We start from the raw sequence: 15,630 nt of genomic DNA on the forward strand, positions 1-15,630 counted from the left end.
GTCGCAGCCGGTCGCAGCCGGTCGCAGCCGGTCGCAGCCGGTCGCAGCCGGTCGCAGCCGGTCGCAGCCGGTCGCAGCCGGTCGCAGCCGGTCGCAGCCGGTCGCAGCCGGTCGCAGCCGGTCGCAGCCGGTCGCAGGCGGTCGCAGGCGGTCGCAGCCGGTCACTCGGTTATACCGACTGACTGTCAGACGGTGAGACAGCCAGCCGGCTATTCCGTCGGGCAGTCCATCGGTCCGCCGACTATTCGGTGCACCAGTCCGTCGGCTAGCCAGTAGTCAGACCGGTAGTCGATCAGACCGCAGTTAGGCACTCGGTCATACCGGCTGACTGTCTTACCGATCGGCTGGCTAGCTGGAAGTCAGTCAGTCAGTCAGCCAGCCAGTCAGTGATACCGATTGGCTGGTAGTCGGTAAGTCAGTCAGTCCACCGGTCGTCAAACTGCCGGACAGTCGGCGGAGCTGACGCCGGGTCGGGCAGTCAGATCGCCACGTCAGTAGGTAGTCAGGTGGGCAGGTGCTCGGGTTGCTGCTGGCCGTCAGACTGTCTGACTGATAGACGGTCTGCCTGTCATTCTGATATACGGTTATACCGACTGACAAGACCCGTCGAACCAGGATGACGCGATCTCGGCGAACTCGAAGATCACCCGCGACCGGCGAGCGGCCACCCACGCCAAGCACACCTCGTTCGGCGGCAGGTCCGCGACCGGCACGTGCGTGACGTCCGGCCGGGTGTAGTACTCCGACGTCGAGAGCGGCACGACGGCGATCCCCGTCCCCGCCGCGACATGCTCCAGCTTCTCCTCCACGCTCTGGAACCCGCGGAAGGGCAACGCCGTACCGTCCCGCAGTTCGACGGCGACCTCCCGCCACTCCGGCACCGCGCCCGGGTCGTTGAGCAGGTGCTCACCGGCCAGGTCGGCGACCGTCACCGACTCCTTGCCGGCCAAGCGGTGGTCGGCGCGCAGCACCGCGACCCGCGGCTCCCGGAACAGCGGCCGCAGGGTCAGGCCGCGCGGGTCGACCGGCAGCCGGACGACGCTGACGTCCGCACGGCCGTCGTGCAGCACCTCGATCTGGTCGTCCCACGTCGTGCGCACCAGGCCGACCTCCAGGGCCGGGTGCCGTGCGGTCAAGTCGCGTACCGCGCCCGTCACCGTGATCCCGGGCATGAACCCGATGGTGAACGCCGACGTCCCCCGCGCGGCCAGTGCGACCCGTCGCCGCAGGGCTTCGGCGGCGGCCAAGAGGGGACGCGCGTCCTCCAGCAGCTGACGGCCGGCCTCGGTCAGCTCTGTGGATCGCCTGTCCCGTATGAAGACCTGCGCTCGTAGTTCCGACTCGAGGGCGCGGATCTGCCGGGACAGCACCGGCTGCGCGATGTGCAGCCGCTCGGCGGCCCGGCCGAAGTGCAGCTCTTCGGCGACCGCCACGAAGTACCGCAGCTTCCGCAGATCGACGTCCACCAGCGGCCTCCCGTTCCGGTGAGACCTCCAGGGTATGAGGCGTTGGCATCGAGGAAGCGCCGCAGGTGCGGGTTCACCTCGTCGGGGTGGGTGTAGCTCAGGAAGTGCGCCCCCTCCTCGACGACGACCAAAGACGCGTCAGGCAGCGCCGACGCCAGTTCGGCCGCCCGGTCCACCGGGTACGCCAGGTCCGCCGTGCCGTGCAGGACCAGGGCCGGGCACGCGATCTCCCCCGCCCGGTCCAGCACGGCGTCGCGATCGACGAGGGCCGTCATCGCGAACGTCAGCTGGTCCGCCGGAACCGCTGCCCAGCGCCGCTTCCACTCCCCCACGTCCGCCGGGCCGAAGCAGATCGTCGCGACGCCGTCGAGGACCTCCGGCGGGGCACCGCCCGACACCCAGGCGTCCAGGACGGCCCGGTAGCCCGTCGCCACCGCCGGGTCCTCGGCTGCCGCGGACGTGCCCAAGACCGCCAGCGAAGTCACCCGGGAAGGGGCCAGCAGCGCCATCCGGAGTGCGACGAACCCGCCCTGGCTCGTGCCGACCACTGCCGCGGACGAGATACCCAGGTGATCCAAGACCGCCAGGACGTCGCGAGCCACGTCCCAGTAGTCGAACTGGCCGGAAGCGGGCGTGCCGCCGTGGGCGCGCTCGTCGACCGTGATGCAGCGGAAGCCCTTCAGGGCCGGCAGCTGCGCGGCGAACATGCGGCCGTCCATCAGGAAGCTGTGCAGCAGCACGACCGCCGGGCCCGGGCCGCCGTGATCCGTGAAGGCGGGGAGCGTCATCGATCCTCCGAAAGGGAAGCTCAGCCGGCGAACCGGCCCACGGCGACGAACGCCGCCAGCACCAGCAGCACGACGTTCATCGGCAGCGCCTTGGTCTCCTTGCGGCGCGCGTGGACGATGATCGCACCGATCTGGACGATCGCCAGCCCGGTCGCCGCGAGCGGGGTCAGCACCGGCGCGATGTCCAGCGCCCACGGCAGGATCAGGCCGATCGCGCCGACGATCTCGATCGCGCCGATCCCCTTGATCGCCGCCGCCGAGAAGTCCGCCGTCCACCCCATGTTGGGGTTCTCCAGGAGCTTCTCCCGCGGCGTGGCGAGCTTCATGCCTCCGGCGCCGAGGTACAGAACAGCCAGCAGGCCGGCGGCGATCCACAGGACGACGTTCACGGTGACTCCCTACTCCGGAATAAGTGATTGAACACTACGCCACTTTCCGGAGGTCACATCTCAACTTGGCGTGATCGTGACCGACGCGCCGGGCCGCAGGGAGATCGTGCGCTTCCAGGCACCGGCCCGCACCTCGGTCCGGGTCCCGCCGACACTGCGGATCTCCGCCCGGGTCACCTTGCCGTCGCGCCATGCGACGTCGACCTCGAACCCGCCGCGCGCGCCGATCCCGGTCGCCCTCCCCGAGCGAGCCCACGCCGACGGCAACGCGGGCAACAGCTCCAGCACGCCCGGGCGCGAGTACAGCAGCATCTCCAGCATCGCGGTGGGCGCGCCGAGGTTGGCGTCGATCTGGAAGATCGTGTAACTGCCCTGGCTGTACATGTCGAAGAAGTTCGGCGCCGTGCCGTTGCCGTTGGCCACCGACGGCCGCATCACCGTGAGCAGCAGCTGGTACGCCTTGTCCGCGTCCTTCAGCCGCGCCCAGCACGCCGACCGCCACGCGGTCGCCCAGCCGAAGCTGTCCATCCCCCGCGCGGTCAGCAGGGCACGCACCCCGCCGAGCAGCTCGGCAGGCGACGTGTCCGTCGCGATGCGGTCGCCCGGGAAGAACCCGATCAGCGGCGACAGGTGCCGGTGCGTGGTCTCGCCCAGGTTGTCGGGCGACATCCACTCCTCGAGCCAGCCGGTCGCCGGGCTCACCTTCGGCAGGTACAGCTTCCGCTGTAGCCCGGCGATCCGGTCGCCGTACGCGCGGTCGCGCCCCAATGTCGTGACCGCCGCGCGGTAGTGCTCGAACAGGTCCCAGACGATCTCCTGGGAGTACGTGTTCCCGAGCGTGTCCTGCGGGCCGTGCTCGGGTGACCAGTCGTGGTCGTCGACCAGCACCTCGCGGCCGTCGACGGTCGTGGTGACGAGCCGCGCCTCCCAGAACTCGGTGGCCCCCTTGAGCAGCGGGTAGATCCGCGCGAGGTAGGCCTTGTCCTGGGTGAACGCGTAGTGGTCCCACAGCGAGTTGCACAGCCACGCGTTGCCGGCCGGGTGCCACCACCAGCCGGAGCCGCCGTAGATGTTGGTGGAGAACGCGATGGCCCAGCCGCCGATCTTGCCGCTCGTGTTGCGGAAGCGGTTTCTCGGGTCGTTGAACAGCTTCTTCGTCGTGTCCGTCCACACGGGAAGCTGCGAAAGGCAGTAGTCGGCCAGCGCGGTGAAACTGCCCGGCAGTGCCGCGCGGTCGGCCAGCCAGTAGTTCATCTGGACGTTGATGTCGGTGTGGTAGTCGCTCATCCAGTCGGGCGTGTTGTTGTTCTGCCACAGGCCTTGCAGGCCCATCGGCAGGCCGTCGCGCGAGCCGGTGATCGTCAGGTACCGGCCGTACTGGAGGTAGGACGCCTCCAGCTCCGGGTCCGGCGCGGCCGGGTCGTCGTGCCGCGCCACCAGCCGCGCCCACGTGTCCAGCGAGCGCTTCGACGCCGGTGACGCGCCCAGGTCGAGGGTCATCCGGTCATAAAGCCGCCGGTAGTCGGCGACGTGCGTCGCGAGCAACGCGCCACCTCCGGCGCGCAGTGCGCGAGCCGCCTTCTGCTTCGACAGCGCCAGCGGATCCACCGACGCGTCGAGGAACTTCCGCGCCGCGTCGGGCACGTAGTTCGTGCCACCCGAAAGCACGATGACGACTTCGCGGCAGCCGGTGAAGGTGACCGTGTTCCCTTGCTGCGAAACCTTTCCTCCCTGGCTCGACGCCGACGTCGTGCACGCGTACTTCAGCCCGTTGGCGAACGTCGCCGCGAACGCGGGACCGCTCAGCACCTCGTCCCGCGTCGGCTCGAGGACGACCGTGCCGGTCAGCGTCCCGCGGCCTTCGCTGGTCAGCCGGACGACCACGACGTCGTCGGGGTGGCTCGCGTAGACCTCCCGCCGGTACCGGGTGCCCTGGCACGCGTAGGTGACGGTCACCAGGCCGTTGCTCAGGTCGAGCGTGCGCCGGTAGTCCGTGACGCCGGTGTGCGCGGGCACCGAGATCCGCGCCTTCGCCAGCAGCCCGAGCGTGCCGAACTTCTCGCGCTCGTACGGGAACTGGCCGTCGTCTTCGAGGACGTCGTTGGCGCCGCCGGTCCAGAGGGACGCGTCGGCAAGGTACAGGAAATCGGCGGCCGGGTCGCCGCCGACGAGGGCACCGATCCGACCATTGCCGATCGGCAAGCCCTGCTCGATGATCTTGCCCTCCGCCGCGGACGACGGGTACCACAGCGTCGTCGCCCGGCTGCCGGGAACGAGATCCGCGACAGCCGGACGGACGACGTCTGCGCTTGCGACGAAAGGACGAACGCCACTCAGGGCGATCCCGGCGCCGACCGCGCCACCGAGCTTGAGGAACGCGCGGCGCGAGGGCGGAAGGGAAGGGTTCGACATGTCGGATCCGTTCGGCGTTGAAGGCGGGGACCGGCGTGAAGCCCGCCAAACATATGACCTATTCGGATCCGAGGTCAAGATTCTTCGTAATTAATCCGATAATACGAAGATTTCAGCAGCTCGACGGCGCGGGCTTCCCGGCCAGCCGGTCGTGGACGTAGGCGAGCGCACCGGGCGCACCCTGGACCGCGACGGTGACGTGGTCGCCGATCGGGATCCGCCGGTACTGGATGGTCACGCCCTCCGCGCAGTACTTCCGCACCAGCGCGTCCACCGGGGGCGTGAGCGCCAGCTCGTCGAAGATCCCCTGGTAGAAGTACGTTGGCGAGCCGGGTTTCCGGGTGCCCATCACGTTCTGGGCGATCACGTTCCGCACGACCGGCACGTCCAGCAGCTGCGGCACGGTCGTGTAGTCGCTCATCCGGTGGAACGCCTGGGCGACGCTGAACTGGCTGATGCACTGCTTGCCGACGTCCTCGAACGCCTGCTTGCCGCGCGTGTTGAGCAGCGTGGCCGTGTCGATCTCCGGGTACGCGCGGCTCAGCCCGACCGCGGCGCCGATGTAGATCCCGGCGAACGGCCCGCCGTCGATGCGGCGCGCGACGTACTCGATGTCCGCGGGCACACCACCGGCGGCGACACCGGCGAACTTCAGTTCCGGCGCGTACTCCGGCTGGACCTCGTTGGCCCACTGACTCGCCAGTGCCCCGCCCGAATAGCCCATCAACGCCGTCGGCGTCGCCGGTCCCGAAAGCCCGGCGGGCGCGAACGACTGGGCCGCGCGGATGCCGTCGAGGACGCCGTGCGCGGTGTTGAGCCCGGCCGTCCACTCGGACCGCGGGCCCTCGTAGTCGGCGGTCACGACGGTGTGGCCCGCGGCGAGCAGCGGCACCATCAAGGCCAGTTCTTCGGCGGGCAACGCCGTCCCGGTGGCCAGCACGTACGACGGCGCGCAGTCGAGGCTGAGCCCGTCCTGCGCGGTCTGGTACGAGACCAGCGTCTTCGAGGTGGAAGACACGGGCTGCATGACCGTCGCGACGTCGGCGATGGCCGCGCCGCGCGTGTCCGACGAGCGGTACTTGACCTGCCAGGCCCGGATCGGCACCCGCAGGGTGAGCGCCCGGATCGTGATCGGGCGCGAGTCGAGGATCGTGCCCGGCGCGACGTCGGGGAACGGCGACGGCTGGGCGTAGAAGGGATCGGCGGCGGGGTTCGGCGGCCGCCCGGTGGCGGACGCGGCGACGGGGGCGACGAGAGCGGCCGCGGCGAGGACCACGACGGTGAGGGTTCGGCGGATGTCGGCGCTGACAGTGGGCACGGGACCTCCCAATTTCGATACCGACTGGTATCGTGTGTCCGATTTACCAGATGACCCGCGTCACAGTCAACGAAGGACGCCCAGGTGAGGGAGGCGGTAGCGTTGCGCTCCATGACCGGCCCCCCACGCCGCCGCCCGAGCCGCGCCGAGACCCGGCGGCGGATCATCGACGCCGCCACCACGGTGTTCGCCCGTCAGGGCATCGCCGCGACGTCGCTCAACGACGTCGCGGCCGAGGCCGGCCTGACCAAGGGCGCCGTCTACTCCAGCTTCACCGGCCGCGACGACCTGGTGCTGACGATCATGGAAGAGCACATCGTCGAGCGGATGGCGGGCGCGACGACGGCGTTCGCCGACCTGGCCGACCTCGACGAGGCCACCACCGAGGCCGGCGCGCGGCTGCTGGCCGGGATCGACTCGGACGCCACCTGGCACCGGCTGCTGCTGGAGTACTGGGGACTGGCCATGCGGAACCCGGCCGTCCACAAGGGACTGGCCGAGCGCCGGGCCCGGCTGCGCGAGGCGGTCACCGCGGCGATCGCCAAGGTCGCCGACCGGCACGGCATCAAGCTGCCCCTGGCGCCCGAGCACCTCGCGGTGGTGGTGCTCGCGCTGTCCAACGGCCTCGCGGTGGAACGCGGCGTCGACCCGGACGCGGTCCCGTCGTCGCTGTTCAGCGACGTGCTCAAACTGCTCGTGACGCCCCGGCCGGCCGACGTCTAGGGGTTTCCAGGTGCGACGAAAGGTCTACTACCGGTGATGACCAATCCCTTCCTCGAAGGCAACTTCGCCCCGATCAGCCAGGAGCACACGCTCACCGAGCTCGAGGTCACCGGGACCATCCCGGACTTCCTCGACGGCCGCTACCTGCGCAACGGCCCGAACCCGCTGTCCGAAGTGGACCCGGCGGCCTATCACTGGTTCATGGGCGACGGCATGGTCCACGGCGTCCGCCTGCGCGACGGCAAGGCCGAGTGGTACCGCAACCGCTGGGTGCGCAACCCCTCGATCGACGCGATCCTCGACGGCGACCGGCCGCGCCGCACCCCGCACGGCCTCAGCGCCAACACCAACGTCATCGGCCACGCCGGCAAGACGCTCGCGCTGATGGAGGCGGGCGCCACGATCTGGGAGCTGTCCGACGAGCTCGACACCGAGGGCCGCTGCGACTTCGACGGCACCCTCTCCGGCGGGTACACCGCCCACCCCAAACGCGACCCGCTGACCGGCGAGCTGCACGCCGTCTCGTACTCGATGGCCAAGGGCAGCAAGGTCACCTACTCCGTGATCGACGCGGCCGGCCGGGTCCGGCGCGAGGTCGACGTCGAGGTCACCGGCGCGCCGATGATGCACGACTTCTCCCTCACCGAACGGCACGTCGTCTTCTACGACCTGCCCGTGACCTTCGACGCCGGCATGGCGACCGCGGCGATCCCGTCCCGGCTGCTGCGCACCACCGCCCGGCTCGTGCTGTCGGCGGTCATCGGCCGGGTGCGGATCCCCGACCCGATCACCGCGCGGCTGGCCACGAAGATCGCGGCCAACGGCGGCCTGCCCTACCACTGGAACCCGAAGTACCCCGCGCGGATCGGCGTCATGCCGCGCGAAGGCGGCAACGCCGACGTCCGCTGGTTCGACGTCGAGCCCTGCTACGTCTTCCACCCGCTCAACGCCTACGACGACGGCGACAGCGTCGTGCTCGACGTCGTCCGGCACCCCCGGATCTTCGACCGGGAGCTGCACGGTCCCGACGAGGGTGTGCCGACGCTGGACCGGTGGACGGTCGACTTCTCCTCCGGCAAGGTCATCGAGGAGCGCCTCGACGACCGCGGCCAGGAGTTCCCGCGCGTCGACGAACGGGTGGTCGGCCGCCCGCACCGCTACGGCTACGCCCCGTCCGTGACCACCGGCGCCAGCCCGGCGGACTCGTTGTACAAGCACGACTTCTCGAACGGCTCGACGCAGGTGCGGTCGTTCGGGCCCGGGCGCTCGCCCGCGGAGTTCGTGTTCGTGCCACGGGCCGCGGACGCCGCCGAGGACGACGGCGTCCTGGCCGGTTTCGTCCACGACGCGGCGACCGAGCGCAGCGAACTCACCCTGCTCGACGCCGGCACGCTCGAAACGGTCGCCGCGATCCACCTGCCGGACCGGGTGCCGATCGGCTTCCACGGCAACTGGCTGCCGAGCTAGGTCGCATGTTGTTGATCGCGCGGCAGAGCCCGGTGCAACACCAAGGTCTCGACCTTCGGGGGCGGCAGGTGATGCGCCCCAATGTGGCGTTGGTTGCGTCCGACGCACCCAACGCCACATTGGGGCGCATGACAACTCGCTACACTAGCGCTTCCGGTACCCCAGCACCCCGGCGTCGGCCTGCTCGGACAGGTACTGCGCGAAGGTGATCTCGCCGTCGAGGTGGTCCGGCGCGAGGTGCCCGCCGCCGGCGTACGCCCGGAACGTCTCCCCCGGGACCTTCACCGAGACGATCCGGCGGCGCCGCCCGCTCGCCTCCGCGACCGCTTGGGCCAGCTCGGCCGCCGCCAGGATCTCCGGGCCGCCGAAGTCGTCGACGCGGCCCGCCGGGTCGCCGGTGGCCAGGTCGGCCAGGCGCGGTGCGACGTCGCGGACGTCCACCGGCTGGAACCGCACCCGCGGCACGGGCAGCACCGGCAGCCGGGACGCGCCCGCGAACAACGTCCGGACCAGCGCGTGGAACTGCGTCGCCCGCTGGATCGTGTACGGCAGGCCCGACGCGGCGATCAGCTCCTCGGTCGCGAGCTTGCTCTTGTAGTAGCCCAGCGGGACGCGGTCGACGCCGACGATCGAGACGTAGACCAGGTGCGGCCCACCGGTCCAGCGCGCGGCCTCCAGCAGCGTCCGCGCGAGCGCCGTCTCGTGCCGGAAGTCGGTGGCGCAGTGGACGACGGTGTCGACGCCGGCCAGGGCGCTGTCGATGCCGCGCCCGGTGCGCAGGTCGCCGGGCACGACGTCCGGCCCGGGCCGTCTGCTGAGGACGCGGACGTCTTCGCCCGCTGCGCGCAGCCGCTCGGCGACCACCCTGCCGAGCTGCCCGGTGCCGCCGGTGACCAGGATCCGCACGAGGCCCACCTCCGCCCATCAACGCCGTCAAGGCCACCTTACGGGCGTCTGTCGCCCGCAAGGTGGCCTTGACGGCTTTCTTTGATCAGTTGCGGACGATGGTGAACGTGCTCGTGGTGTTCCGGATGTCCTGGGCGTTGTTGCTCAGCGTGAGCCCGGTGAACGTCGCCGAGCCGACGGCCGGGCCCTGACCCGGTTCCGGCAGCTCGTTGGCCCAGATGCCGATCCCGGACTTCGCGTCGAAGGCGTCACCGCTGCGCTGGGCCCCGCTGATGTTCACGTTGGTGAACACGGTGTCCTGCACGGAGTTCTGCGGCTGCCCGCCGACGTAGTTCGTCTGGAACATGATCCCGCTGTAGGTCGGGCTCTGGATGTCCACATCGGACACCCGGATCCCGCGGAACTCCTTGGAAGCGGAGAACATCCAGATCGCCGGGAAGGTCTGCTGGCCCCAGAAGTGGCCACCCGCCCGGACGAGCGAGGCGTTCTGCACCGTCGTCGGCTGCGGCCCGAACCCGAGGAACGGGTAGCCGAAGTCGAGCGAGCTGATCGTGATCGCCGAGTACGTCAGCGTGTCCGCGATGTAGAGGTTGCGGAAGGTGTTGTTGTACCCGCCGTAGACCGCCAGGCCGGCCGCGCGCCACGGGGTGAGCGCGGTCAGGTTCTCGAACACGTTGTCGTACTGGTTGCCCTGGTTGATGTCCGTGGCGGCGAACAGCGCGAAGCTGTCGTCACCGGTGGACCGGGCTTCGTCGTTGACGACGTGGTTGCCGGTGCTCCCGTTCGTGAGGTTGATCCCGTCGGCGTAGGTGTCGCGGATCCGGGAGTTCTTGATCGTGGTGTTGTCGACGTTGGTGCCCCACACCATGACCACCTGGTGCTCCACCCAGATGTTGTCGATCGTCAGGTTCGCGACGTTGGCCAGGTTGAACACCTTGCCGGGGCCGTCGATGCGGGAGGTGTAGTTCCCGAACACCGCGAACCCGCTGACCGTCGACCCGTTGGCGGTCGACTGGACGTCGAAGCCGATGTCGGTGTTCTCCTGCCCGGCGGGCGCGGAGAACTTCGTGAACCACGGCCCGGCGCCGATCAGCGTGATGGCCTTGCCGTAGACGTTCACCTTGCTCGACAGCGAGTAGTCCCCGGCCGGCAGGTAGACCCCGGTGAGGGTGCTGTCCTGCCGGACCTTGTCCAGGGCCGCCTGGACGTCCTGCTGCGTGAACCCGGCCGGGACGGCGAAGTGCGCCGGGTCCGGGTTCGCCTGCGCGGTGGCCTGCTCGAAGTTCACGAAGTCGATCGCGTAGTTCGTGCTGTTCGCCCCGTCCTTCTGCAGCTTGATCCTGCTGCCCGCCGGCACCGTGGTGCCGAGCAGCGCGCTGGCCTCGTCGTAGATGTGGCGCGGCCCGGTGCCCGGCGAGTTGCCCGGGCCGGTTTCGGCGCCGTAGAGCCACGCGTAGTGCGAGGTCAGGTCGATCGCCTTGAGGAACGTGCCGTTGACGTAGACGTTGATCGTCGAGTTGATCCCGCCACCGCCCGAAGAGTCCGGGATGGAGAAGCGCGTGACCAGCGTGTTCGTCGCCGCCCGCGTCGTGAACTCCACCGAGGAGCCGGTCGAGTTCAGTGTCACGGCCTTGCGTCCGGACGCCTCACCGGCGAGGTCGCCGATGGTGCGGTTCGGGCCGACCACGGCCGCTCCGCCCGCGAGGACGCCGTCCTCGGCCTCGTACATGTCGTAGGGCATGTTCGCGCCCTGGCCGACGAACAGCGTCTGCGTGCTGGTGTTGTTGGCCTGCTTCACCGGCAGCTCGTTGGCGTCGTTCGCGACGACCGTCTTCACGGTGTACTTGCCGTTGGCCGCCGTCCACGTGCCGACGTTCACCGGCGACGCCGTGGCCCCGGCCGCGATGGCGCCGGTGTACGAGCCGGTCAGCGTCTTCACGACGGCGCCGCTCGTGTCCGCGAGCGTCACGGTCACGCCGTGCGCACCGGACGCCGACGCGATCGTGCCCTGGTTGCGCAGCGTCACGCTGAAGGTCACCGTGTTGCCCGCCGACGGCGAGTTCGGCGACCAGCCGGTCGCCGCGACGAGGTCGGAGCTCTGCACCGGGCTGACGACGAGCGCCGTCGAGCCGGTGAACGAGTTGTTGTTCTCGTTCTGCTCGAGCACGGCGTTGGCCTCGTCGACCTTCGCGGTCAGCTGGTAGCTGCCCGCGTTCTGGGCGCCGATGTTCGCCGACACCGTCGTCGACGCTCCGGCGGCCAGCGCGCCGACCGCGGCGGTGCCGACCTTCGTGGTGCCGAGGTAGAGGTTGACGTTCGTCGCGCCCGCGGCCGCCGTGCCGGCGTTGCGGACGGTCGCCGACGCGGTGATCGCGTCGGACTCCACCGGGTTCTGCGGCGACCAGGACACGCCCGAGACCGTGAGGTCCGGGTTGGGCGCGGGGACGCCGATCACCTGGAACTCCGCGGCCTGCCCGCCACCGGCGCCGGAGTTGGCGGTGACGCGCAGCCGGACGTCGGCGACGCGGCCGCTCAGCGGGATGGTGACGGTGTTCCCGCTGCTGGGGTTGAAGTTGTACGTCTGCGCGGCGGCCAGCGTCGTGAACGTCGAGGACGCCTGCTCACGGCCTTCGACGGCGATGGTCTGGGTGCGCGGGCCCCACGAGGCGTCCGGGTTGAGCTTGACGACGACCTGGCTGAGGTCGGCGTTGGAGCCGAGCCCGACGGTCAGCAGGTTCGGGTAGGTCCCGCCGCCGCCCTCCCAGTACGTGCTGGTCGAGTTGTCGTTCGCGTTCGTGGCGACGAACGTGAACTCCGTCGACGACGCCGTGATCGGCTTGCCGACCGCGAGGTTCGTGCCGACCTGGGTGCCGTTACGCGTCACGGTGTTGCTGTTCGCCGACTGGTTGCCCGCGGCGTCGTGCGCGCGGACGTAGTAGGCCACGGTCGTGCCGTCGGGCTGGTTGTCCGTGTAGGTCAGGACGTTGCCGGCGACGCTGCCGCGCAGCGCGTTGTTCGCGTAGACGTCGTAGCCGGTGACGCCGATGTTGTCGGTCGAGGCCGACCACGTCAGCCGGAGCTGGCCGCTCGCGGGCGCGGTGTAGGCGAGGTTGCCGGGCGCGGACGGGGGCTGGGTGTCACCGCCGGAGGTGCTCCCGTGCACCTCGAACTCGGACAGCTGCGCGGCGGGCCAGCCGGTGTTGGCGGTGACGTTCAGCCGGACGTAACGGGTGCTGCCGGTGACGTTGATCGTCACCGTGTTGGCCGAGGCCGGGTCGAACCGGTAGCCGGCGGAGGCGACGAGGTCGCTGAAGCCCGTGCCGTTCGTGCTGCCCTGCACGGTGAAGGTCTCGGTGCGCGCTTCCCAGCCGGCCGGCAGCTTGAGCACGAGCTGCGCGAGGTTCGTGGTGGCGCCGAGGTCGGCCTGGATCCACTGCGGGAACTGGTTGTTCGTGCTTTCCCAGTAGGTGGCCTGGTTGCCGTCGCCGACGTTCGAGGCGGGGTACTCGGCGATCTGGCTGCTGGCGGTGTAGGTCGCCGAGGCGGCCTGGGCGGCAGGCTGGACCGCCGCGACAGCGGTGGGGGCGGCGGTCGCGGCCGGGGCGCCGCTCGCCGCGACGGCGGGTGCCGCCAGGAGCAGGGACAGGGCGGCGTAGGTCGCCGCGCGCGACAGGAGTCGCTTCGTTCTCATGGGGTTCCTCTGATCCGGGGAGGACGGGGAGACGACAGGAGCGAGGACCGGCCCGCGGAGCGCGGGCACGGCGGAGACCGGGGAACGGACGGGCGCGACCGGCCGGGCCGGAGGCGCGCGTGGGCAGGGCGAAGCAGCCGTCATGGACACCTCGGCGTTGAGGAGCTGGGCGGGATCTTCCTGACTGCTGCCGCGATTTCTCGCGCTGCTGTCAGGTTCTTGCACTGATTCGTTCAAGAGTTACAGTGACGGGGGTCTCAAGTCAACGCCCAAACGGCCGGAAGGCCCCTCGCGAGCGCGAAGGGCCTTCCGGGAGACGGAGGTGCGGACGTCAGTGCACGGCGCCCAGCCGGATCGCGTGGGTGCCGGGTGCGTTGACCGGCTCGCCGCAGTGCTCGCAGACCGTCACCGCGCGCAGCTCGGCGCCACAGGCGTGCCGCCACAACGTGGGCGGTTCGCCCTGGTGGACGTACTTGTCGCCCCAGGCCATCAGGCCCAGCAGGATCGGCTGCAGCGCGCGGCCGGCTTCGGTCGGGTAGTACTCGTGCCGCGGCGGGTGCGCCTCGTACTGGACCTTCTCGAGCACGCCCGCGTCGACGAGCTTGCGCAGCCGCGCGGCGAGGATGTCGCGGCTCGCGCCGGTGTTCTCGGCGATCTGGTTGAACCGCCGCTCCCCCAGCATGATCTCGCGCAGGGCGAGCAGGCTCCACCGCTCGCCGACGACTTCGAGGGCTTCCGCCACCGAGCACTCGCGACCACGCCGCACGACGTCACCTCCACGGGTTGAAAATCCAACCTAGCACGTCAAGAGCGTGTGACCTGGCGAACAGGTCAGTTGTGCAATCCAACTCACCCGGCGTATACCGAGGGTATCCCCGATCTGCGAGGAGGCAGACGCCATGACGGACGCGGTGATCGTCGACGCGGTACGGACCCCCATCGGCAAGGGCAAGCCGAACGGGACACTGGCCGGGGTGCACCCGGTCGACCTGCACGCCCACGCGCTCCGCTCGCTCGTCGAGCGCACCGGCGTCGACCCGGCCCGGATCGACGACGTCATCAGCGGCGCCGTCGGCCAGATCGGCGAGCAGAGCATGAACACCGCCCGCTGGGCCGCGCTCGCCGCCGGCCTGCCGGAGTCGGTACCCGCCGTGACGGTGGACCGGCAGTGCGGCAGCAGCCAGCAGGCCGTCCACTTCGCCGCGCAGGGCGTCATCGCCGGCGCGTACGACGCCGTGATCGCGTCCGGCGTCGAGTCGATGAGCCGGGTGCCGATGGGCAGCCAGGTCGCCGGGCGTGACCCGTTCGGCCCGCAGGTCGCCGCCCGCTACCCGGACGGCCTGGTGCCGCAGGGCATCAGCGCCGAACTGATCGCGGCCAAGTGGGGCCTGACGCGGGAGCGGCTCGACGCGTTTTCCGCCGAAAGCCACCAGCGCGCCGCGAAGGCGTGGGCCGACGGGAAGTTCGCCCGCGAGGTCGCACCGTTGAAGGCTCCCGGCCCCGACGGCGTCCTCGTCGACGTCACGACCGACGAGACGGTCCGCCCGGGCACCACACCGGAGATCCTGGCCGGGCTGAAGCCCGCGTTCCGCGCCGACGTCTGGGAGCAGCGCTTCCCGGACCTGGACTGGCGCGTCACCGCGGGCAACTCCTCGCCGATCAACGACGGCGCCGCCGCGCTCATGGTCACCAGCAGCGAGACGGCCGCGGCGCTCGGATTGCGTCCGCGAGCGCGGATCCGCAACTTCGCCGTGGTCGGCGACGACCCGCTGTACATGCTCACCGGCGTCATCCCGGCGACCCGCAAGGTCCTGGACCGGGCCGGGCTCAGCGTGTCCGACATCGACGCCTTCGAGGTCAACGAAGCGTTCGCCAGCGTCGTGCTGGCCTGGCAGGCCGAGATCGGCGCGGACCTGGCGAAGGTCAACGTGCACGGCGGCGCGATCGCGCTCGGCCACCCGCTCGGCGGCAGCGGCGCCCGCCTGATGACGACGCTGCTGTCGGTGCTGGAGGAAACCGGCGGCCGCTACGGCCTGCAGACGATGTGTGAGGCGGGCGGCCTCGCCAACGCGACGATCATCGAGCGTCTCGACTGACGTACGAGGTAGGCCCGCAACGCCGCCACGGCTCCCCCGGGATCCGTGGCGGCGACCGGGAACGCGTCGTCGTAACCGAGGTCGAGCAGGTCCGCGCGCGTGCCCGGCAGGCGGCCTCCGATCACCACCGGTAACCCGCCCAGTCCGGGGTCGGCGCGCACGCGGAGCAGCACGTCCACGCCCGAGGCACCGAACACGGTGGACAGCACCAGGCAGTCCGGCTGTTCACGGCGGCACGCCGCGAGCACGTCGGCCGCCACGCACACGACGTGGCCTTCGCGTTCGAGGATCACCTGCAGCGCGACCAGGCTCCACGCCCCGGCGTCCACACCGGACAGCACGATCTTCATACCGAGCGGAGCCATGAGACCGCC

At 70.5% G+C, this 15,630-nt stretch carries 11 protein-coding genes and 1 pseudogene; 3 read left to right on the forward strand and 9 right to left on the reverse strand.

The genetic code is table 11. The features are described 5' to 3' along the window. Nucleotides 1-584: 584 nt before the first annotated feature. The 5 genes and pseudogenes from ACLJQZ_RS16250 to ACLJQZ_RS16270 all read right to left on the reverse strand — a co-directional run bounded on the left by ACLJQZ_RS16250 (nucleotide 585) and on the right by ACLJQZ_RS16270 (nucleotide 6,373). The gene (locus tag ACLJQZ_RS16250; protein WP_410620815.1) at nucleotides 585-1,466 is read right to left on the reverse strand and encodes a LysR family transcriptional regulator; all 882 of its coding nucleotides are present in this window, start codon (nucleotides 1,464-1,466) and stop codon (nucleotides 585-587) included. A gap of 59 nt (nucleotides 1,467-1,525) precedes the next feature. After that, nucleotides 1,526-2,254 (reverse strand): annotated as a pseudogene (locus ACLJQZ_RS16255) (alpha/beta fold hydrolase); the annotation flags it as partial. Nucleotides 2,255-2,274: 20 nt separating this feature from the next. Continuing rightward, a complete protein-coding gene (locus ACLJQZ_RS16260; protein ID WP_326949505.1) occupies nucleotides 2,275-2,643 on the reverse strand; it encodes a DoxX family protein in 369 nt (122 codons plus the stop codon). Nucleotides 2,644-2,703: 60 nt separating this feature from the next. Then, nucleotides 2,704-5,055: a glycosyl hydrolase family 95 catalytic domain-containing protein gene (locus ACLJQZ_RS16265; protein ID WP_410620816.1), complete on the reverse strand. Its 2,352-nt coding sequence runs from the start codon at nucleotides 5,053-5,055 to the stop codon at nucleotides 2,704-2,706. Between the two features lie 112 nt (nucleotides 5,056-5,167). Beyond that, complete coding sequence (locus ACLJQZ_RS16270) at nucleotides 5,168-6,373, reverse strand: lipase family protein (protein ID WP_410620817.1); 1,206 nt, start codon at nucleotides 6,371-6,373, stop codon at nucleotides 5,168-5,170. A gap of 111 nt (nucleotides 6,374-6,484) precedes the next feature. Here ACLJQZ_RS16270 and ACLJQZ_RS16275 point away from each other — a divergent pair, with 111 nt between their 5' ends. Both ACLJQZ_RS16275 and ACLJQZ_RS16280 read left to right on the forward strand, forming a co-directional pair. Next, complete coding sequence (locus ACLJQZ_RS16275; protein ID WP_410620818.1) at nucleotides 6,485-7,096, forward strand: TetR/AcrR family transcriptional regulator; 612 nt, start codon at nucleotides 6,485-6,487, stop codon at nucleotides 7,094-7,096. Between the two features lie 36 nt (nucleotides 7,097-7,132). Next, nucleotides 7,133-8,563, forward strand: a complete 1,431-nt coding sequence (locus ACLJQZ_RS16280; protein WP_410620819.1) for a carotenoid oxygenase family protein — start codon at nucleotides 7,133-7,135, stop codon at nucleotides 8,561-8,563. 144 nt (nucleotides 8,564-8,707) lie between these two features. Here the strand turns inward: ACLJQZ_RS16280 and ACLJQZ_RS16285 are convergent, their stop codons facing one another. From ACLJQZ_RS16285 to ACLJQZ_RS16295, 3 genes are all read right to left on the reverse strand, one after another. Beyond that, nucleotides 8,708-9,469 carry an SDR family oxidoreductase gene (locus tag ACLJQZ_RS16285; RefSeq protein WP_410620820.1) on the reverse strand — a complete coding sequence of 254 codons (762 nt, stop codon included), beginning with the start codon at nucleotides 9,467-9,469 and terminating at the stop codon, nucleotides 8,708-8,710. An 85-nt stretch (nucleotides 9,470-9,554) separates the two neighbouring features. Then, nucleotides 9,555-13,160, reverse strand: a complete 3,606-nt coding sequence (locus ACLJQZ_RS16290) for a discoidin domain-containing protein (RefSeq protein ID WP_410620821.1) — start codon at nucleotides 13,158-13,160, stop codon at nucleotides 9,555-9,557. Between the two features lie 331 nt (nucleotides 13,161-13,491). After that, nucleotides 13,492-13,926 carry a helix-turn-helix domain-containing protein gene (locus ACLJQZ_RS16295; protein ID WP_326949498.1) on the reverse strand — a complete coding sequence of 145 codons (435 nt, stop codon included), beginning with the start codon at nucleotides 13,924-13,926 and terminating at the stop codon, nucleotides 13,492-13,494. 133 nt (nucleotides 13,927-14,059) lie between these two features. Between ACLJQZ_RS16295 and ACLJQZ_RS16300 the strand changes: the two genes are divergently transcribed. Continuing rightward, nucleotides 14,060-15,256, forward strand: coding sequence for a thiolase family protein (locus ACLJQZ_RS16300; RefSeq protein ID WP_410620822.1), 1,197 nt, complete (start codon nucleotides 14,060-14,062; stop codon nucleotides 15,254-15,256). Here the strand turns inward: ACLJQZ_RS16300 and ACLJQZ_RS16305 are convergent. After that, nucleotides 15,187-15,621 carry a hypothetical protein gene (locus tag ACLJQZ_RS16305; RefSeq protein ID WP_410620823.1) on the reverse strand — a complete coding sequence of 145 codons (435 nt, stop codon included), beginning with the start codon at nucleotides 15,619-15,621 and terminating at the stop codon, nucleotides 15,187-15,189. The genes ACLJQZ_RS16300 and ACLJQZ_RS16305 overlap by 70 nt on opposite strands. Nucleotides 15,622-15,630: the final 9 nt, after the last annotated feature.

Source organism: Amycolatopsis sp. cmx-8-4 (assembly GCF_046548675.1).
Lineage (GTDB): Bacteria > Actinomycetota > Actinomycetes > Mycobacteriales > Pseudonocardiaceae > Amycolatopsis.